We start from the raw sequence: 17,844 nt of genomic DNA, 5'->3' as shown, positions 1-17,844 counted from the left end.
ATGGCTTTGAAAAACGAAGCGCAGGCGCGCAACATCGGGATCTCCTTCGAATTCTTCCCGCCGAAATCGGAAGAAATGGAAGGCCAGCTCTGGGAGACCGTCAGCAAGCTGCAGGACTGGGACCCGGATTTCGTCTCGGTGACCTACGGCGCCGGCGGCACCACCAAGGCGCCGACGCTGTCGACCGTCACGCGTTTCCTGGCGCAGACGCCGCTTGCCACCGCTTCGCATCTGACCTGCGTCGGCGCGACGAAGGACGAGACGCATCAGGTGATCGACACGTTCCGCAAGGCCGGCGTGACGCATTTCGTGGCGTTGCGCGGCGATGCGCCCGGCGGTGCGGGCGCTCCGTACCAGCCGCATCCCGGCGGCTACGCCAATGCAGCCGAACTGGTGGCCGGCCTCAAGGAGATCGGCGATTTCGAGATTTCGGTCTCCGCCTATCCGGAGAAGCATCCGGAAAGCCGCGATACGGCCGCTGACATCGAGATGCTGAAGCGCAAGGCCGATAACGGCGCCGACCGGGCGCTGACGCAGTTCTTCTTCGACAATGACAATTTCGAGCGTTATCTGGAGCGGGTGCGTGCTGCCGGCATCTCTATCCCTGTTGTGCCGGGCATCATGCCGATCCAGAACCTGACGCAGCTGAAGCGCTTCGCCGGCGCCTGCGGCACGATCATTCCCGCTTTCCTCGATGAGCGTTTCGCGGGCTACGACGATAGGCCCGAGGAGCGGGCGAAGGTTGCTGCCGAAGTCGCGGCCGAGCAGATCGAGGATCTCGTCCGGCGCGGCATCGATGAGTTCCATCTCTATACGATGAACCGCGCGCCGCTGGTCTCCGCCGTGCTCGACAATCTCGGCTTCTCCCGCCGCCCGGCAAAGAGCGCCGGCGCCGCTGCCTGATCTTTCGTCTCCGCTCAAAAGTGAAAAAGCGCATGTCGGGCGGGACATGCGCTTTTTCATTGGCGGATTGATCAGGGGAGTTTAGGCACTATCAACGTTACGCGTCCGTCATCCAGGCTCAGATGAAGAGCATGGATAAGACGAAAGCAAACGCTGCACTGACCAACAGAACATTCAAGGATTGCGTGAGTCCCATGTCTGTCTCCTCGCGTTAACCGGCTGATATTATGTCTGAAATATGTCGGTTGAAAAGCGGATTTTATGCTGCACTGCCGAAGCGGTCGGTGGATAAGTCGAAGATCGTTTTGCCAAGTCATTGAGATAAAACGATAATATGACCCTAATTTTTGTTCACAGATTTTAACGAGGCGTTAAATCAGGCGATTTCGCATTCACCTATGCGCCCAAAACATGGCGGCTGCGCAAACGGTTGAAAACATAGAGAATGTGCAACTGTTTTTAGGCGGGTTTCGTCAGCAGGCGATAGGCGCGACCATCGAGGATGACGAGGCCAAAACCGATCAGCGCCATGCCGGCGAGTTCGGCAAGGCTGAGCCTCTCGCCGAGGAAGAGCACGCCAAGGACGATGGCGCTCGGCGGCACCAGCAGAGTGACGAGCGAGGCGTTCGTGGCGCCTGCCATTGCCATGATCCTGAAATAGAGAATGTAGGCGAAGGCCGTCGAAAGCAGCGCCAGCGCCAGGATGGCAAGCAGCGCATCGAGCGGCGGCGCGGCAAGCTCCCAGGGGCGATCAGCGAGCAGCGAGAGAGGCAAGGCAGTCAGCGAGGAGGCGGTCAACTGGCCGGCGGCGGTGACGGGGGAGGGCACGCCCTTGAAACGCTTGCCGTAGGTGGCGGCGAAGCCGTAGGAGACGGCGGCAAGCACCGGAAGCAGCAGCGCCCAGAGCGGCGCTTCGCTGCCGGTGGAGATGCTGGGGCCGATCAGCACGATGGTGCCGGCGAGGCCGACGAGGCAGCCGGCGATCTTTGCTGAGGAGAGTTTCTCGTCCGAGGTGAGGTAATTGGCGATGAGCACGGTCCAGATCGGCGTCGTCGCGTTGAGGATCGCCGCAAGGCCGGCGCCGATCCGGGTCTGGCCGAAGAAGATCAGGGCATGCGGCAGGACATTGTTGATGATGCCGAGGATGAGGAATTCCCGCCAGCGGGCCTTGAGGATCGGATACATGTCGAGACGGCCGGCGATATAGACATGCAGCGCGAGCGCTGCGAGCAGCAGTCTCAGGAAGACGAGGGTCAGCGGCGGCACATGCTGGACGGCAATGCGGGCAAAGAAGAAGGAGCCGCCCCAGATCAAGCCGAGCAGTACCAGCAGCCCCCACGTCCAGGCATTCATTCTGCTGTCCACGCCGAGTCCTCCAGCTAGAGCATTTTCGTTTTTCTTCGAATACGAAAATGTTTCAGCTCTTTGTTTCCACGCAATTCCGGACGCAAAACCGCTGCACGCTTTTGCTGGAATTGCTCCAAAATCTCGTACAGACTTAGCGCAGGCGGAGAACGGCGCCACCCGTTTCTTGCGAAGCGGGTGGCGGTAAATTGTCAGGCGATCAGAGAGCGTTGAGAAGGGCAGGCGTCGCCCAGCCGTCGGCCGGTATGCCGAGGCGCTGCTGTTCCTTTTGGATGGCGATACGCGTGCCGGAGCCGAGGATGCCGTCGATCTCGCCGACATCGTGGCCGAGCGACTGAAGCTTGGTCTGCAGCGTCTTCATCTGGTCGTTGGCGAGGCCTTGTTCAGGCGTGCCTTTGAGATAGGTCGGGGCGCCGGAAAGCCGGGTGGCGAAATAGGCGGCCGACGTCGTGTAGATGAAGGACTTGTTCCATTCGAGATAGATCTTGAAATTCGGGTAGGCGATGAAGGCCGGTCCCATGCGACCCTGCGGCAGCACAAGGTCGCCCTCGAGATCGCCGAAAGCGGTGTTGCCGTCGCGCGGCTTGACGCCGAGCGCAAACCACTCGCTCGCCTTCATCGTGCCGCCAAGGCCCGATTTCTCGAAAGGCAGATTGTCGGGCAGGGTGACTTCCTGCAGCCAGGGCTGGCCGCGCTCGAAGCCGAGGTGCTGGATGAATTTCGCCGCCGTCAGGATGGCGTCAGGGCTGCTCTGCTTCAAGCGGACATGGCCGTCGCCGTCGCCGTCCATGCCGTAGGCGATGATGTCGCGCGGCAGCATCTGCACCTGGCCGATCTCGCCGGCCCAGGCGCCGGTGTTGGTGGCGGAATCGAGGTCGCCGTGCTGGACCATCTCGATGAGGGAGATCAGCTGCGGACGGAAGAGCTCGGGCCGGCGGCAGTCATGCGACAGTGTCACCAGCGCGTTGCGGGTGTTGAAATCACCCTGGACGGCGCCGAAATCGGTCTCCATCGCCCAGAAGGCAGTGATGACGCCGGCGGGAACGCCGAATTCCTGCTCGGCTCGGGCGAAGACGTCGGCATATTGCTTCATCTTCTGGCGGCCGATGTCTAGGCGGGCTTGGCTGACGGTGCGCTGGGAGAATTCGAGGAAGGTCTGCTTGAAGACGCCCTGGGCGCGATCCCGGCTCAGCACCTTCGGATCGATCTCGGCGCCGGCAAGCGCCTCGTCGGCGGCCGCGGCACTGGCGCCAGCGGCAATCGCATCGGCCTTGACGCCGTCAAGGAAGGCGGACAGATCGCCGCCGCAGGGCGCTGTCGAGGGGGCGGAGGCGGCAGGCGCCTGCTGGGCCGCGGCGCCGCCGGCAAAGGTCAGGGCAAACAGGAGGGCGAGTGCAGAGCGGCTTGTGAGCGAGCGGTGCATGAATGCGGTCCTTATAGCAAAATAGCAAATGGATGTCCGTCGCTTTCACAGAGGAATGTGACGGAAGCAAGAAAGATTGAAGGACGTTACTAAGAATTTCTGTCCTTGGAAACGGTCGCGACCCAGTTGTTCCAGTTCTTCGCGCTGCCGGCAAAGACGTTGATATCGGTCGGCCCCTTGATGCCGGGAACAACGCCGGTCGAAGTATATTGCCAGAAGGCCCAGCGGCGGTCGGAATACGTCACTTCCGGGTGTTTTGCCACGGAGCGCACCCAGAAATGATAATCCTGGAAGTAGCCGGCGAGGTTCTCGCGGTGGAAATCGACTGAGGTGTAGATGATCGGGCGTTTGCCGTAATAGGCCTCCAGCCGGTCCATGAAGCGCTGCATTTCGGCGCGCACGGTTGCCGGATCGGGGCGATAGCGGCAGGTCTTCGATTCGCCGTTCCATTCGACGTCGAGCACCGGCGGCAGCCGCATGGCGTCCTTGGGCACGTTGCTGATGAACCAATCTGCCTGCTGGTCAGCCGAGGAACAGAAATAATAAAAATGATAGGGAGCGTGCGGGATGCCGGCGGCGCGGGCTTCGCGCCAATATTCGTCGAAGCGGGGATCGAGTCTGTCCTTGCCTTCCGTCGCCTTGATGAATGCGAAGGCAACGCCGGAATTCTTCACGCTCGCCCAGTCGATATCGCCCTGCCATTTGGAGATGTCGATACCGTGCACATCGTTCCGATGCGGGTGCTTTTCGCCAAAATTCTGCGGATCGGTGTCCTTGAAGCGCGTTTTGGGCTTGATCGATGCCGTTTCGAGGTAGTCATAACCGGAGGAAGAACAGCCGGCGAGCATGATGGCCAGAGGCAGAACGCAAAACAAAAGCCGGCGCATGGGTATCCCGTCGTGAACCGAATGATCTCTTTGCCCCACAGCCTGACCTTCGAGAATGACGAGCCCAGCAGAGGAATAACCCTCTTTTCACCATATCAACGTAAAAAATCGGTTAGTTTCAAGCGAATTATGTACGCTTGCTGATAATAGCCGCCCGCCAGGCATAACCGCCGCCGACTGTTTCGAAAGACAATCGCGCATTGTGCTCCTGTGCCTGCGCCTCAAGAACCTCGCGAAGATCCGGCCGCGGCGTGACATGGAACTTCGCAAGCCAGGCCTGCAGCATGCTGCGGAACCAGCGCGGCAGGCCTTCCTGCTGGCCGAAATCGACGATGTGCAGCTGGCCGCCTGGATTGAGCGCTGCTATCGATGCGTCGACGGCGCGCTCCCAGTCCGGGATCATCGACAGGGCATAGGAGATCAGGATGCGGTCAAAACCGCCGACGCCGAATTCTCGCGGCGTAAAGGCGGTGGCGTCGGCGACGCGGAATTCCGGGATCGTCGCCTTGGTGGCGAAGGTCTTACGGGCTGAAATCAGCATTTCCTGGGAAATGTCTAGGCCGAACAGCTTGGCGGTCGGGAAATGCCTGTGGGCGAAGGCCATGTTGCGACCGGTGCCGCAGCCGACTTCGAGCAGGGTGCCGCCCTCGGGCACGTCGAGATTGCGGATGGTGCTGTCGCGGCCGAGAAGGTAATATTTGCGCGTCAGGTCGTAAATATGACGCTGGTAGCGGTACATACCATCCATGAGGCTGGCATGTTCGTCGCTCATTCCCGCCGCCTCGGTGCCGACCTTGCTCACGCCTTCTTCCCGTAGATGTGGAAACCGCCATAGATCGCCGAGCGATCGAGCGCGGTCAACTCGCGTGACTTGTCTTCGAAATAGTCCCACTGGTCGCGGATCGACGGAGACAGGCGGCCTTCGATGATGCTCTTTTCGGCGGCGGTGCGGAAGATCACCCGGGCGCCGTCGCGCGCCGTGCGGGTGATTTCCCGCCAAACGTCGTTCAGCTGTTCATCCGTCATCCAGTCCTGCGCGTCGAGCAGGATGTAGCGGTCGCGCGAGGCGGCGGGCTCGCGGGCCAGAAGCTCGGTGAAGCTCGCGTGGTGGACGTTGACGCGATCGACATTGGCGCGGATCACCTCATAGTGCTCGGGCTTCAGATAGGTCGGCAGCGGACCTTCCTCTTCAGTGCCGTAGCGGCGGCCGAAGGCCTGCCAGGCGAAATAGTTGTCGCGCATCGGGAAATGACAGGCGAGCTTTTCCAGGCGGTGCTTCAGCACCGGCGCGATCGAATGATCGGCAGCAAGGCTTGCGAGCTCGTCATATTGCTGCGGCGGAATGCCGAGGCCGAAGAGCGAGCTCTTGCGGCCGGTGATCCAGCGAACAACCGGCTTTTCGAAAAGCGGCGCGATCTGCTCGTCGAAGAACTGGCGCTGTTCGCGGATCGAGCGGGTCTTGGTCATCTCGCGCAGCTCGACGCCATGCAGGCGGGCAAGAAGATGAGCTGCGCCGATGAAACGACCGAGCAGGCCGGTTTCGTAGATGTTGCGGTCGAAGACGGTGACGCGGCGGCGTCCGAACTTGCGGCCGTTCCAGTAGCTGCGGGTCGCTTCGTCCAGCTTGGCGGCAAGATGCTGGTCGTAGGCGCGGCTGTTCGACTTCTCGTTGGGCATCGCCAGGAAACGGACGAGATCGGCATGATCCGGCAGATGCTTGAACGCGGCAAGTTTCAGGCGATTGAGCGCAATATGGTGCGGGTTGAGATCGACGACGTCGATCGAGGCCGGCGCCTTGGAGAGATAGGCGAGCATGTTACAGCCGCCGGAGCCGATGGTGACGATGCGGTGGTTGGGCTTCAACTCCATCGCCTGCATGTCGAGATCCGGATCTTCCCAGATCTGCGGGTAAACGAGGCCGGAGAAGAGAAGGCCGAAGAGACGCTCGGAAAAACCTTCCTTCGAAAAAGCCTTGTGGCGGAGAAGGGCGTCCTTGAGTTTCCGGTTCTTGCGGAAGCCGGCATCCGGTGCAAATTCTGACATGAGTCTGTCACCTTTTTAGCGTTCAGGGCGTGTAGCGCGCCACTGCTACAGTTTGATGACGTGGACTGTGGGCCGGCGCCGCGCAAAAACGTTCTCATCCTCCTGGGAAAGTGATCAAGGCGATGGATCTTCTTCGCGCCGCCCCCTTTCCGCCGCACGCAATTCCTGCTTCTCTCCGGGCATTCGGAGGAATGTCATGCGATTTGTCCTGCGTGCCCTGAAGGCGCTTGCTCTCCTTCTCGTTCTCATCGTCGTTGCTGGCGCCGCCTGGCTCTTTGCTTGGCCGCCGGAGCTTTTGCGCGTCGGCGACGGCTATGCCGCCAAGATCGTCTGCTCCAATGTCTTCATTGCCGGCCGCAACGCCGAAGACGTGCTGGAGGACGACGTGCAGGCGCCGGGAAACCCGCTGCTGCGGCTGGTGCGCGTTAGCGTCGACCGCGACAACGGCCGGGTAACAGCGCGCTTCATGGGGCTCTTTGCATCAAGTTATGCGCTCTATCGCGGCGGGCTCGGCTGCACCAGCGTGCCGGACGGCGATTTCGAGGCGGCGGCGAATGCCGCGCCCTTCGATCCGCCGGCCAAGATGGAGACGAGCGATGCGTTATGGCCGCAGGGAGAGAGCGTCGGCGATGCGGACGCGAAGATCGCCGCGGTGCTGGCCGATGCCCGACTTGCCGGCCCGGCCATGCGGGCGATCGTGGTGGTGCGCGACGGCCGTATCGTCACTGAGGCCTATGGTCCCGGATTTTCGTCGAAGACGCCGCTGATCGGCTGGTCGATGACGAAGACGGTGAACGCGGCCATCCTCGGCCGGCTGATGCTCGACGGCAAGATCTCCTTCGACGACGATCACCTGATGGCGCAGTGGAAGGACGATCAGCGTGCCAGGATCAAGGTTTCCGACCTGCTCGGAATGGAGAGCGGCCTTGCCTTCAATGAGGATTATGGCAGCGTCGCCGATGTGACTCGCATGCTCTATCTCGATCCCGACATGGTATCGCTGCCGGCCAATGCGCCGATGGAGGCGGCACCCGGCCAGCGCTTCCGCTATTCGAGCGGCACGGCTGTGCTCTTGTCACGCATCTGGATGGACAGGGTCGGCAATGCGCAGGCAGCTTTTTCCTATCCGCATGACGCGCTCTTCTCGCCCCTCGGCATGACCAGCGCCGTCTTCGAGCTCGACGCGCGCGGCACCTTTACCGGAAGCTCCTACCTCTATGCGACTGCGCATGACTGGGCGCGTTTCGGACAGTTCCTGCTGCAGGATGGCGTTTGGAACGGCCGGCGGCTGTTGCCGGAGGGGTTCGTTGGCGCCATGCGCACGCCGACGGCAGCGTCGAACGGCCGGTATACGCAGGGCCAGGCGTGGCTCGCCCCCAGTGGCCGCAGCGCTGCATTCGGGCTGCCGGAGGATACGTTCTGGTTGACGGGGCATGATGGGCAGAGCATGGCGATCGTGCCGTCCGCCAATCTCGTCGTCGTCCGGCTCGGCCTGACGCCTAGCTGGCTCGGTTATCAGCCGCAGACGCTTCTCAAGGCAGTCCTGGCGGCGTCGCCGCAATCGGGAGTGCCGCAACAGCAGGCCGGATCAGAGCGGCAGGTCCAGACGCAGCCATAGGCGGTAGCATCGAAGCCGTTTCTGTTGTGGTGGTGGTCAGTAATTGCCTTGGGCGATGTCGTTCATGCCCTTGCGCTTGGCGTCATAATAATAGCCTCGCGCATAGAGGCGGACGGCATCATCTTCCTTGTTGTCGGAGACGAGCCACGCGCCACGCAGATATTTCGCGGCATATTTGATATTGGTCTCGGCATCGAAGAGACCGCCCGGCGCGCCGTCATAGCCCATCGATTTGGCAGTGTTGTATTTGATCTGCATGAGACCGAAATAGCCGCGCTTGTTGTAAGCCTTCGGATTGTAGCGGCTCTCGCGATGGACGATGCGGTGGAGCAGCGTCTCGGGAATTTCGTAGACTTTCGAATATTTCTGGATGAGCTTGGTGACGAAGCTCTTTTCGACAGTCGGCGCATCGTCCTTGTCGTCGTCGCTGAACATTGGCGGAGCCGTCGGCGGATCGATCGGCCCGGATTCGTCGAAGCCGTAATCCATGCTGGAACGCGGGGTTGTGTCGACTGCCGCGAGTGCTGCAAGCGCATTGTTCTGCGGCGTCGCGGCAAAGGCAAGCTGCGTCGCCGGCTGTGCCGGGGTCACCGGACGCGGCGTCGGCACGACGGATTGGATCGCCGTCATCTCGGGCGTCAGCGGGATCTGCGCATAGGCTGCCGGCTGTATGCCTGCCTGCATGGTGAGATCAGCGGGCTGAGAGGCCGTAACCGCCGGCATCGCCGCTGCGGTCAGCGGGGGGGATGTCTGCGTTTGCGGAAGCATGGCGCCTGCGACCGCCTGGCCAGCTGCGCCCTCGGCCGTCGGGATCGCGGCCAGCGTTGCCTCTTCGCCGGGCTTGGGTGTCGGCACCACTATCTGAGCGGCTGTCAATTCGGCCTGAGAGGTGTATTCGACGCTGGTACAGCCGGTCATCACGCCGCAGCAGAGCACCGTAGAAACGACAAGACTGCGTTTCAAGCCGGACAATCCGATCGCTACCATTCCGTCACTTTCGTGAAATCGCGCCGCCCTGGCAGCGTTGTAAAAGTTACTAAAAAGCTTAAATCCGATGACCCCATTAACCTATTCGTTGCATTCCGGCAACCACGGAATGTTTCTACGCTGCAATACGGCGATAGCCGGCCGTTACGGCGCCTGCAGCGATCAGCAGCGTGCCGCCGGTGCGGTTTACGGCGCGCTGGACGCTCGCCTTGCGAATCAGTCCGCGCGCGCTATGAGCGAGAAATGCGTAGGTGGAAGCGTTGAGAATCGCCAGCATGAGGAAGGTCGCTTCCATGATCGCCATCTGCCCGAAGAAGGGAAGAGCCGGGTTGAGAAACTGCGGCACGAAGGCGACAAAGAAGATGATGCTCTTCGGATTGAGGGCGGTAACGAGGTAGGCGTGGAGGAAAATCCTGAGCGATTTTTCCTCCGGAAGATTGTCGTTGTCGGCAACCGGCTCGCCGATGACGGGAGCCCGCCAGAGCTTGATTCCGAGCCATATCAGGTAGGCGCCGCCGATCCACTTGAGGACGGTGAAAAGAGTGGCTGAGGCGGCGAGGACGGCGCCGAGACCGAAGAGTGAAGCCGTCATCGCGGTGAAGTCGCCTAGCGCCACGCCGCTCACCGTCGCAAACGCCGTCCTGCGTCCATGGCCAAGCGCATATGAGACGACGAGCAGTATCGTCGGTCCCGGTATGGCCAGCATAATGGCGGATGCGGCCGCAAAAGCGAGCCAGGCTTCAAACGACATGGTGTCTCCTCCCATTCCTCAGGAACAAGCAAAGACACCTTATTAACCATCCGTCAATCATGCTTCTTTGTATTTCTGGCCTATATTGTCCATGACTTCGGCAAACCATCCCGTCGAAAGGTCAAAAGCCTTTCCGCCCTTGATGCGCGGGAATTCTATAGTGCGCAATCTACCATTCTGCGCTTCATCGTGGCCGGTGACGCCGGACACTTTATTGAGTGCGCTTTCGACGGCGAGGTCGACCATGCTCTGGATCAGCCTCAGGTCGTCGCCGTTCGCCGGCGCCGAGCGGGCGAAATAGCCCGATTTCTGCACCAGGGAACGCTCGGCGTTCAGGAGGCTGGCGAACTGCTTCTGGAACCATGCACCGACGTTGATCGTGTCGATCTTTACATGGCCGAAGGCATCACGTTTGACGGTCTCGCCGGCGGCTTCGCGCTCGGCGACGATGGCGTCGAGGCAAGCGCCTTCCGACACGAAGACGGTGGCATGGCCGGTGCGATCCATGACTTCCTTCAGCCGGGCGGCCTCGGCATCGAGATCGAACGCCATTTCGGGCAGATAGACGGCGTCGATACCCTTCAGTTGCGCATCCATCATCAGGCCGTCGACATATTGATTGCGGCTGGTGCGCTGGAGATAGGCGCGGGCAGTGGCGGCCGTCAGCCAACCGCAATGGCGTCCCATGACCTCATGGATGACAAGGGTGCGGGGGGCGGCGGTCTGCTCGTTGCCGACATTGTCGAAGAAATGGGCGCCGACTTCGGCGGCCGTCCAGGCGCCCAGCGACTGGCGGATCGGCACGACGTCGTTGTCGACCGTCTTCGGCAAGCCGACGACGGTCAGATCGTAGCCGTTGGCGGCGAGGTAGGCAGCAAGGTCGGCGGCTGTGGTGTTGGTGTCGTCGCCGCCGATCGTGTGGAGAATGGTGATGCCGTCATCCGCAAGGCGTTCGGCGGCGACCCTCAGCGGGTTGTCGCCTTCCTTGACGAGGCCGCGCTTGACGCAGTCGGCGGCGTTGGTGAGCTTGACACGGCTGTTCCCGATCGGCGAGCCGCCATAGCGGTGCAGCAGCGGCGCCTTTTCACGCATCTGACGGGTGATCTCGATGCTGTCGCCGAGCAGTACGCCTTGGTAGCCGGACTTATAGGCGACTATATCGAGCTCGGGCGCAACGTCGCTGTAGCGTTCGATGAGGCCGCCGACGGCGGAGGAAAGACAGGGTGCGAGGCCTCCGGCGGTCAGCATTGCAACTTTCTGCTTGGCCATGATTCCTCCTATGGCGTTTCGATGCGGCGGCGCTGGCTAAGGCGCATCGCATCGACCTTCGTTAATGCGATGCGTTTGCCCATTGATTGTGCATGCCGTGTCCCGGTGCCGCCGTAGAGTTCCGAGCGACATGCATCAGCGCATGGATGCGGCAGGGAAAGGGGCCTGTAAAGTAAAGAATTTACGAAAAACGCCGCCTTTTCACGCTTTGTGGCCGGAAGAGCTGATATAATCGTTTCAACCCGGAGACGCCGACCGACAACTGTTGTGGAAATTGCGGCCTCGCATCGGGACAGGTGAGGCCGGTATGGCAGGGGCGCGCCATTCCCTCAATCCAAGGGGTGAATCGTTTGCTGCGGTGCGACAATTACCAAATCGTGAAAACTGTGTTCGCCCCTAGGACCAATCGTCGCCTTGCAAAGGCTACGATTCTTTGGTCAAGCTGTTTGAGGTTGACAAGCGCGCGAGATTTTCGATGTCCTTCTGGGAAAAACTGGTGAATGCGATTGGCAATACCGCGGGCAATGCGCTGTCCGCGGTGGTCGAGGCCATCCGCACGGTTTTCGAAGGCGATCCGGAAACACGGCGGAAGGTCGCTTTCTCTGTGGCCATCATCGCGCTTTCGGCGAAGATGGCCAAGGCCGACGGCATCGTCAGCGAGAAGGAGGTCGAGGCTTTCCGCGAAATCTTCGAGTTTCCGCAGGATCAAGCGAAGAACGTCGCCAGACTTTATAATCTCGCGCGTCAGGATGTCGCCGGTTATGAGGCCTATGCCGAGCGGCTCTCGACGCTCTGCATTACCTGTGCGGCCAATTGCACCGTGCTGGAAGATGTGCTCGACGGTCTCTTCCATATCGCCAAGGCCGACGGGCTGATTCATGAGAACGAGTTGAATTTCCTCAGTCACATCGGCGAGATCTTCCAGATGAGCGAGACCCGCTTCGAGCAGATTGCCGCTCGCCATGTCTCGGCCGGCGGCGATCCCTATAAGGTGCTCGGCGTGTCGCCTTCCGACGATTTTCCGACGATCCGCCGCCGTTACCGCGGCCTCGTCAGCGAACATCATCCCGATCGACTGATTTCGCGCGGCGTGCCGAAGGAATTCCACGTGATTGCCAATGAGCGCATGGCCGCTCTCAACGCAGCCTATGCGGCAATCGAGAAGGAACGCCGCGCCGCATGATCTCCTTCGAGGCGGATTACGCGGGAGCTTGCGTCCGGCCCTCGCCCAATCACGGGGAGCGGGCGGACGGGCGTCGCCCGGATATGATCCTGCTGCACTATACCGGCATGCCGACCCCGGATGGCGCGCTCGACTGGCTCTGCAGCGCCGAAAGCCAGGTTTCCAGCCATTATTTCGTGCATGAGAATGGCGAGGTCATCCAACTGGTACCGGAGGGCAGGCGGGCGTGGCATGCCGGGAAGAGCAGTTGGCATGGCGAGAGCGACATCAATTCGCTGTCGATCGGCATCGAGATCGCTAATGCCGGCCATCCCGGCGGCCTTCCCGACTATCCGAAAGAGCAGATCGCGGCGGTGATCGAATTGTGTCGGGACTGTGTCAAACGTTGGTCGATCGCGCCGGAACGTGTGCTTGGGCATTCAGATGTCGCCCCGATTCGCAAGGTCGATCCGGGTGAAAAGTTCCCCTGGGCGGAGCTCCACCGGGCGGGCATCGGGCACTGGGTCGAGCCGGCAACGATCACCGGCGGACGCTTCTTCCAGCGCGGCGATAGCGGCCAACCCGTCGAAGCACTGCAGTCGATGCTGTCGCTCTATGGTTACGGCACTGAAATCACGGCGCATTTTTCAGAAAAAACGGCAGGCGACGTGGAAGCTTTCCAGCGGCATTTTCGGCCCGAACGGATAGATGGCATCGCCGATTTTTCGACGATCGACACGTTGCACCGGCTACTGTCGGCTTTGCCGCGTTATTCCTGATTCCTCGACAATTACTGACACGCCGAATTTCGCACTGCAACGCGAAATTCGGCCTGCCACATCATTTCCCTATTATCTCCTCATTGCGATGGTCTAAGAACCTCCGCTAAGCGGTACTCGGGGTTGTTTTCGAGTCAAACCGCGGGCGCTATGTGAAACGATAAGAATTGCCACGAATACAGATCGGTCATTGATCTGGTATTCATTATGACAGCGAGGCGCGCCGTCTGGAAATTCTTTGGGTCGGAGTGTTCAAGACTACATGAGAAAACTGATTGTTGTTGCTGCAACATGCGTTGGCATGGTGCTGGCCGGAAATAGCTTTGCCTTTGCAAATGATTGGGGTGTGCGAGCTGATGCGCCGGTGAAGAAAGTCGAGCGTCCTGCGAAGAAGACAGAGCGTCCGTTGAAGAAAGCGGAGCGTGCGGTCAAGCCGGCGAAGCGTCCGCTCAAGACGGCGGAACGCACACTGAAGACGGTCGAGCGCCAGAGCGGTTATCCCGTCGCCAATGTTTCCGGCAATTCCTATTTCGCACTGATCAGCAAATATGCGAACCAATATAATGTACCGGTTGCGCTTGCGACCGCTGTCATCCGTATCGAAAGCAATTTCAATCCGAATGCGCGCGGCAGCCACGGTGAAATCGGCCTGATGCAGATAAAGCCTGCAACTGCCCGCATGATGGGCTATTCCGGCAGCGCCAAGGGCCTGTTCGATCCGGAAACCAACATCAAGTACGGCATGAAATATCTGGCTGCCGCCCATGATCTCGGTGGTGGCGAGACCTGCAACACCATCCTCAAATACAATGCCGGTCATGGCGCCACGCGCATGAACCCGGTGTCCAAGTCCTATTGCGGCAAGGTTCTCGCAATGCTCTGAGCCTGAAGCGCTTGTCCCTGACAAGAGCTGGATGATTCAAGATGATTGCCATGGTATCGCTGGAATTTAGCGAGGTGGGATATGGCAGTCGATTTCAGGTTCATCATCATCGGACGCGGCATGATGGGTGCCGCGGCCGCCCGGCATCTCTCTGCGATGGCCGACGGCATCGCGCTGATCGGCCCGCGCGAGCCGGCTGAGCGCAAATCGCATGAGGGCGTCTTCGCCAGCCACTACGACGAGGCGCGTATTACACGGACGTTCGATGGCAATCTGGCCTGGGGAACCTTCGCCGCCCGCGCGCTCGACCGCTACCGTGAGATCGAGGCAAGGAGCGGCATTTCCTTCTTCTCGGAAGTCGGCTGCCTCTTTGCAGCGCCTGACAAGAGCGAGCAGGACTATATCGACCGGGCGTTGACCGTCAGCCGGACGCTCGGCAGCGACATCGAGACCATCGCATCGTCGGACCTTTCGCGGCGCTTTCCCTATCTTGCCGTCGATGCCGATTTCAGCGGCTATTTCGAACGCAAACGCGCCGGCTATATCAATCCGCGGGCGCTGGTGCGCGCCCAGGCAAGGCTGGCGGAACAGGGTGGCGTTACGCTGATCGAGGCAACCGCGACATCCGTGCGCGACGCCGGTGCCCATGTCGAGGTGAAGGTCGACGGAAGGCGCTACAGCGCCGAGAGGGTACTGGTGGCGGCTGGCGGCTTCAGCAATTTCCACGCGCTGCTGCCGCGTCCCGTCGACACCAGGGTGATGGCACGCACTGTTGTCTTCTATGAAATCGGTGAGCGCGAGATGGCGGTCTTCGGCGACATGCCGTCGACGATCGTTCTCGGGGACCGGGAAGAGGATCACATTTATATTCTGCCGCCGGTGCGTTATCCCGACGGCAAGATGTATCTTAAACTCGGCGGCGATACCGAGACGCTTTCGATCAATCGGCTGGAGGATGCCGGCGCGTGGTTCCGTTCCGACGGCAGCGCTGCCGAGCGCGACCATCTCTGCCGCATCGCCCTGCAACTGATGCCGGCGCTTGCCGGCTGCCCGGTCACATCAGGGCCGTGCGTGGCGAATTTCACGCCGACCGGTTATCCCTATGCCGGGTTTACGCAGTCGCCGCGCATCGCGGTGCTGACCGGCGGCAATTTCGTCGCCGCCAAATCCTCCGACGAACTTGGGCGGCTGGGCGCCGTACTGCTGATGGAAGGCGTGCTCAGTGAAGCGGATTTCGGCGGCGAGCTGACGCCGGTTTTTGCCTGAAAGGGAGCATCATGGCAGTCGAATTCAAATATATCATCGTCGGCCGCGGATTGATGGGGGCGGCAGCTGCGCGGCATCTGGCCCGGCAGACGGACGGCGTGGCGGTGATCGGGCCGGACGAGCCGGCCGATCGCAAGACGCATCAGGGCGTGTTTGCCAGCCACTATGATGAGGGGCGCATCACCCGCACCATCGATCCCGACCGCAACTGGGCGCTGCTCGCCAATCGCTCGATCGGACGCTACGGCGAGATCGCTCGCGACAGCGGCATCGATTTCTATCGGGAGGTCGGCTGCGTCGTCGTCGCGCCCGATGGAAGCGATTATCTCGGCAGAACCAGGCAGGCCGCCGTTTCGCTGGGTGTCGAAACCAGCCTTCTAGACGAAGGAGGATTGAAAGACGCCTTTCCCTTCTTCGCCTTTGCTGATGGCTGCGCCGGCGTCTTCGAGGCGAAGGGGGCCGGGCATATCAGCCCGCGCAAGCTGGTCAAGGCACAGTCGCTGCTGGCGGAAAAAGCCGGCGCCGCCGTCATCCGCGACAATGTTGTCTCAATCCGCGAGGAGGGTGGTTCGGCGGTCGTCAGGACCGCCGGCGGCTTGGCCTATCGTGCTGAAAAGGTACTGCTGGCTGCTGGAGGATTTTCCATTGCGGAGAATCTGTTGCCGCGTCCGATTGAGATGACGGTTTATGGCCGGACGGTAACGCTTTTCGAAGTGAGCGAAGCCGATGCCATCCACCTCGCCGCCATGCCGTCGCTTATTGTCGATGTGCCCGGCATCCATATTTACCTACTGCCGCCGATCCGTTATCCCGACGGTAAATTCTATCTGAAGATCGGCGGCGACCCCGACGATCTGGCGCTCGGCAACGAGGCGGAGATGCGTGCCTGGTTCAGGACCGAGGGGCGGGAGAGCGTGCGGACGCATCTTCAACGCATCGTCGCCGATCTTGCGCCCGATCTGACGCCGCTTTCGATCTCGACGGCCGCCTGTGTCGTTTCCCAGACGCAAAGCGGCTATCCGATGATCGGCTATACGGCTTCGCCTGCCATCGCAGTGCTGACAGGCTGCGCCGGCACGTCGGCCAAGAGTTCGGACGAAATCGGCAGCCTCGGGGCCGAGCTGCTTTTATCAGGCGGCATCAGTCAACAGGGCTACTCCACGGATTTCACACCGCAATTTCGCTAAGACTATCGTTTTTGGTGGCAATTGTGCGCACTCTCGTTTATGGGAGCCCTGCCAGTTGGCCGGGCAGCCGCGCTTTACCAATGCCGAAAGGCGGTAGAGTGAGGAAAGTCCGGGCTCCACGGAGACACGGTGCCGGATAACGTCCGGCGAGGGCGACCTCAGGGAAAGTGCCACAGAAAGCAAACCGCCTGTCATGACAGGTAAGGGTGAAAGGGTGGGGTAAGAGCCCACCGCATTTCCGGCAACGGATATGGCACGGTAAACCCCACCGGGAGCAAGACCGAATAGGGATGACGCGGCGGGCCGAAGGGCCTTCCGGCCGGTTTCCAGGCCAGTCATCCGGGTGGGTTGCGCGAGGCAGCGTGCGAACGCTGTCCCAGAGGAATGGCTGCCACGTTCCGGTTCACGCCGGAGCCATACAGAACCCGGCTTACAGGCCAACTGGCGATTAACTTTCGTGGCGCGAAAATCTCCGATTCGACGAATCACCTCCGTGTAAGCCGCTGAAATCGACAGTTTTCAAGCGGATGCTCATACAATCCGCTGCGCGAAAATCGTTTTTGCGAAAGCATCGTCGCGCGTCCCTTCCGGGAGGGTGATCCTAACCCTTTGTTAAACTTAACGGCTTATAAATTTTTGATCATGCGTCTGTTGCAAAGCAGGCGCATCCCATTGACGCCCATATGGTCCCATGCTATCCCAAACTCGCACTGCACCAGGGCAATCACCTGCCCATTCATCGCAAAGCAAAGGCGTCTTCCTCTCTGGGAGCGTCGGAGGGGTTTTCGCTCATCCGGCTTGCGAAGCTGTGCCTGATATCGGGAGTTTCGGGCGTCTTTTGGTCCGGATCCCTGCGGGAACGGATGTTTCGAGTGATGAGCCGCTTCCTTTCGAATGCGACCAACAGGATCGACGCCAAGGGCAGGGTTTCCGTGCCGTCGGCGTTCCGTTCCGTGCTGGCGCAGCGCAATGTCCAGGAGCTCTATTGCTTCCAGGACTTTGTGTTTCCGGCGGTCAGCGTCGGCGGTCCGGATCTTCTCGAAAGATTCGAACGGCAGATTGCTGCGGAGGATCCGTTTTCGCCGGATGCGAACGAGATGTCGCTTCTCATTCATGGAGGCGGGGTTTTCATGAAGCTCGACGCCGAGGGGCGGCTGATGGTCACGGATTTCATCCGCGGCTTTACCGGTATCTCGGACGAAGTGACCTTCGTCGGTCGGGCGGATCATTTTCAGCTCTGGCAGCCGCAGGAATTTCTGGCGGCGCAGGCGCAGGCACGTGGGGAGCGCAAGCTGGCGGGCAAGCGTTCCTGAAAGGACGA

16 protein-coding genes and 1 other RNA gene are annotated in these 17,844 nt (G+C 60.8%); 9 read left to right on the top strand and 8 right to left on the bottom strand.

Features of this window, described 5'->3' with window-relative positions:
• Positions 1–903 carry a methylenetetrahydrofolate reductase [NAD(P)H] gene (gene metF / locus C4N04_RS03215; RefSeq protein WP_038690163.1) on the top strand — a complete coding sequence of 301 codons (903 nt, stop codon included), beginning with the start codon at positions 1–3 and terminating at the stop codon, positions 901–903.
• A 459-nt stretch (positions 904–1,362) separates the two neighbouring features.
• On the opposite strand, the gene C4N04_RS03210 is transcribed toward metF, so the two are convergent.
• The 5 genes from C4N04_RS03210 to C4N04_RS03190 form a co-directional block, all read right to left on the bottom strand.
• On the bottom strand, positions 1,363–2,268 hold the full coding sequence (locus C4N04_RS03210) for a DMT family transporter (protein WP_106795527.1): 906 nt from the start codon (positions 2,266–2,268) through the stop codon (positions 1,363–1,365).
• Positions 2,269–2,467: 199 nt separating this feature from the next.
• Complete coding sequence (locus C4N04_RS03205; RefSeq protein ID WP_106795419.1) at positions 2,468–3,691, bottom strand: lytic murein transglycosylase; 1,224 nt, start codon at positions 3,689–3,691, stop codon at positions 2,468–2,470.
• An 89-nt stretch (positions 3,692–3,780) separates the two neighbouring features.
• On the bottom strand, positions 3,781–4,578 hold the full coding sequence (locus tag C4N04_RS03200) for a GH25 family lysozyme (RefSeq protein ID WP_038690157.1): 798 nt from the start codon (positions 4,576–4,578) through the stop codon (positions 3,781–3,783).
• 127 nt (positions 4,579–4,705) lie between these two features.
• Complete coding sequence (locus tag C4N04_RS03195; RefSeq protein WP_106795418.1) at positions 4,706–5,380, bottom strand: class I SAM-dependent methyltransferase; 675 nt, start codon at positions 5,378–5,380, stop codon at positions 4,706–4,708.
• Positions 5,377–6,621 carry a DUF3419 family protein gene (locus tag C4N04_RS03190; protein ID WP_106795417.1) on the bottom strand — a complete coding sequence of 415 codons (1,245 nt, stop codon included), beginning with the start codon at positions 6,619–6,621 and terminating at the stop codon, positions 5,377–5,379. Before C4N04_RS03190 ends, C4N04_RS03195 begins: the two co-directional genes overlap by 4 nt.
• A 196-nt stretch (positions 6,622–6,817) precedes the next feature.
• Here C4N04_RS03190 and C4N04_RS03185 point away from each other — a divergent pair, with 196 nt between their 5' ends.
• Complete coding sequence (locus C4N04_RS03185) at positions 6,818–8,239, top strand: serine hydrolase (protein ID WP_039621032.1); 1,422 nt, start codon at positions 6,818–6,820, stop codon at positions 8,237–8,239.
• A gap of 36 nt (positions 8,240–8,275) precedes the next feature.
• Here the strand turns inward: C4N04_RS03185 and C4N04_RS03180 are convergent, their stop codons facing one another.
• From C4N04_RS03180 to C4N04_RS03170, 3 genes are all read right to left on the bottom strand, one after another.
• Positions 8,276–9,226, bottom strand: a complete 951-nt coding sequence (locus C4N04_RS03180; RefSeq protein ID WP_106795416.1) for a lytic transglycosylase domain-containing protein — start codon at positions 9,224–9,226, stop codon at positions 8,276–8,278.
• Between the two features lie 115 nt (positions 9,227–9,341).
• The gene (locus C4N04_RS03175; RefSeq protein WP_106795415.1) at positions 9,342–9,977 is read right to left on the bottom strand and encodes a LysE family translocator; all 636 of its coding nucleotides are present in this window, start codon (positions 9,975–9,977) and stop codon (positions 9,342–9,344) included.
• 57 nt (positions 9,978–10,034) lie between these two features.
• Positions 10,035–11,246, bottom strand: coding sequence for a pyrophosphate--fructose-6-phosphate 1-phosphotransferase (locus C4N04_RS03170; RefSeq protein ID WP_106795414.1), 1,212 nt, complete (start codon positions 11,244–11,246; stop codon positions 10,035–10,037).
• A gap of 475 nt (positions 11,247–11,721) precedes the next feature.
• Here C4N04_RS03170 and C4N04_RS03165 point away from each other — a divergent pair, with 475 nt between their 5' ends.
• From C4N04_RS03165 to mraZ, 7 genes are all read left to right on the top strand, one after another.
• Positions 11,722–12,429 carry a DnaJ family molecular chaperone gene (locus C4N04_RS03165; protein ID WP_039623396.1) on the top strand — a complete coding sequence of 236 codons (708 nt, stop codon included), beginning with the start codon at positions 11,722–11,724 and terminating at the stop codon, positions 12,427–12,429.
• Positions 12,426–13,187, top strand: coding sequence for an N-acetylmuramoyl-L-alanine amidase (locus C4N04_RS03160; protein WP_096763379.1), 762 nt, complete (start codon positions 12,426–12,428; stop codon positions 13,185–13,187). Before C4N04_RS03165 ends, C4N04_RS03160 begins: the two co-directional genes overlap by 4 nt.
• 262 nt (positions 13,188–13,449) lie before the next feature.
• Complete coding sequence (locus C4N04_RS03155; RefSeq protein WP_106795413.1) at positions 13,450–14,070, top strand: lytic transglycosylase domain-containing protein; 621 nt, start codon at positions 13,450–13,452, stop codon at positions 14,068–14,070.
• 81 nt (positions 14,071–14,151) lie between these two features.
• Positions 14,152–15,336: an FAD-binding oxidoreductase gene (locus C4N04_RS03150; protein WP_086156303.1), complete on the top strand. Its 1,185-nt coding sequence runs from the start codon at positions 14,152–14,154 to the stop codon at positions 15,334–15,336.
• Between the two features lie 11 nt (positions 15,337–15,347).
• On the top strand, positions 15,348–16,523 hold the full coding sequence (locus tag C4N04_RS03145) for an FAD-dependent oxidoreductase (protein ID WP_106795412.1): 1,176 nt from the start codon (positions 15,348–15,350) through the stop codon (positions 16,521–16,523).
• Between the two features lie 51 nt (positions 16,524–16,574).
• Positions 16,575–16,972, top strand: an RNA gene (gene rnpB, locus C4N04_RS03140) — RNase P RNA component class A.
• A gap of 426 nt (positions 16,973–17,398) precedes the next feature.
• The gene (gene mraZ, locus C4N04_RS03135; RefSeq protein WP_038690144.1) at positions 17,399–17,836 is read left to right on the top strand and encodes a division/cell wall cluster transcriptional repressor MraZ; all 438 of its coding nucleotides are present in this window, start codon (positions 17,399–17,401) and stop codon (positions 17,834–17,836) included.
• Positions 17,837–17,844 lie beyond the last annotated feature (8 nt).

The sequence above is a fragment of the Rhizobium sp. H4 genome, from assembly GCF_003013335.1.
Taxonomy (GTDB): Bacteria; Pseudomonadota; Alphaproteobacteria; order Rhizobiales; family Rhizobiaceae; genus Rhizobium; species Rhizobium sophoriradicis.
The sequence above is the reverse complement of the archived record's forward strand: the minus strand, read 5'-3'. Positions and strand labels throughout refer to the sequence as shown.

Bases quoted from the DNA above. Each gene is read 5' to 3' on its own strand.
- C4N04_RS03155 (WP_106795413.1), top strand. From the start codon at position 13,450: ATGAGAAAACTGATTGTTGTTGCTGCAACATGCGTTGGCATGGTGCTG.
- C4N04_RS03185 (WP_039621032.1), top strand. From the start codon at position 6,818: ATGCGATTTGTCCTGCGTGCCCTGAAGGCGCTTGCTCTCCTTCTCGTT.
- C4N04_RS03165 (WP_039623396.1), top strand. From the start codon at position 11,722: ATGTCCTTCTGGGAAAAACTGGTGAATGCGATTGGCAATACCGCGGGC.
- C4N04_RS03170 (WP_106795414.1), bottom strand. From the start codon at position 11,246: ATGGCCAAGCAGAAAGTTGCAATGCTGACCGCCGGAGGCCTCGCACCC.
- C4N04_RS03175 (WP_106795415.1), bottom strand. From the start codon at position 9,977: ATGTCGTTTGAAGCCTGGCTCGCTTTTGCGGCCGCATCCGCCATTATG.
- C4N04_RS03180 (WP_106795416.1), bottom strand. From the start codon at position 9,226: ATGGTAGCGATCGGATTGTCCGGCTTGAAACGCAGTCTTGTCGTTTCT.
- C4N04_RS03205 (WP_106795419.1), bottom strand. From the start codon at position 3,691: ATGCACCGCTCGCTCACAAGCCGCTCTGCACTCGCCCTCCTGTTTGCC.
- C4N04_RS03145 (WP_106795412.1), top strand. From the start codon at position 15,348: ATGGCAGTCGAATTCAAATATATCATCGTCGGCCGCGGATTGATGGGG.
- C4N04_RS03160 (WP_096763379.1), top strand. From the start codon at position 12,426: ATGATCTCCTTCGAGGCGGATTACGCGGGAGCTTGCGTCCGGCCCTCG.
- C4N04_RS03200 (WP_038690157.1), bottom strand. From the start codon at position 4,578: ATGCGCCGGCTTTTGTTTTGCGTTCTGCCTCTGGCCATCATGCTCGCC.
- mraZ (WP_038690144.1), top strand. From the start codon at position 17,399: ATGAGCCGCTTCCTTTCGAATGCGACCAACAGGATCGACGCCAAGGGC.
- C4N04_RS03150 (WP_086156303.1), top strand. From the start codon at position 14,152: ATGGCAGTCGATTTCAGGTTCATCATCATCGGACGCGGCATGATGGGT.
- C4N04_RS03190 (WP_106795417.1), bottom strand. From the start codon at position 6,621: ATGTCAGAATTTGCACCGGATGCCGGCTTCCGCAAGAACCGGAAACTC.
- metF (WP_038690163.1), top strand. From the start codon at position 1: ATGGCTTTGAAAAACGAAGCGCAGGCGCGCAACATCGGGATCTCCTTC.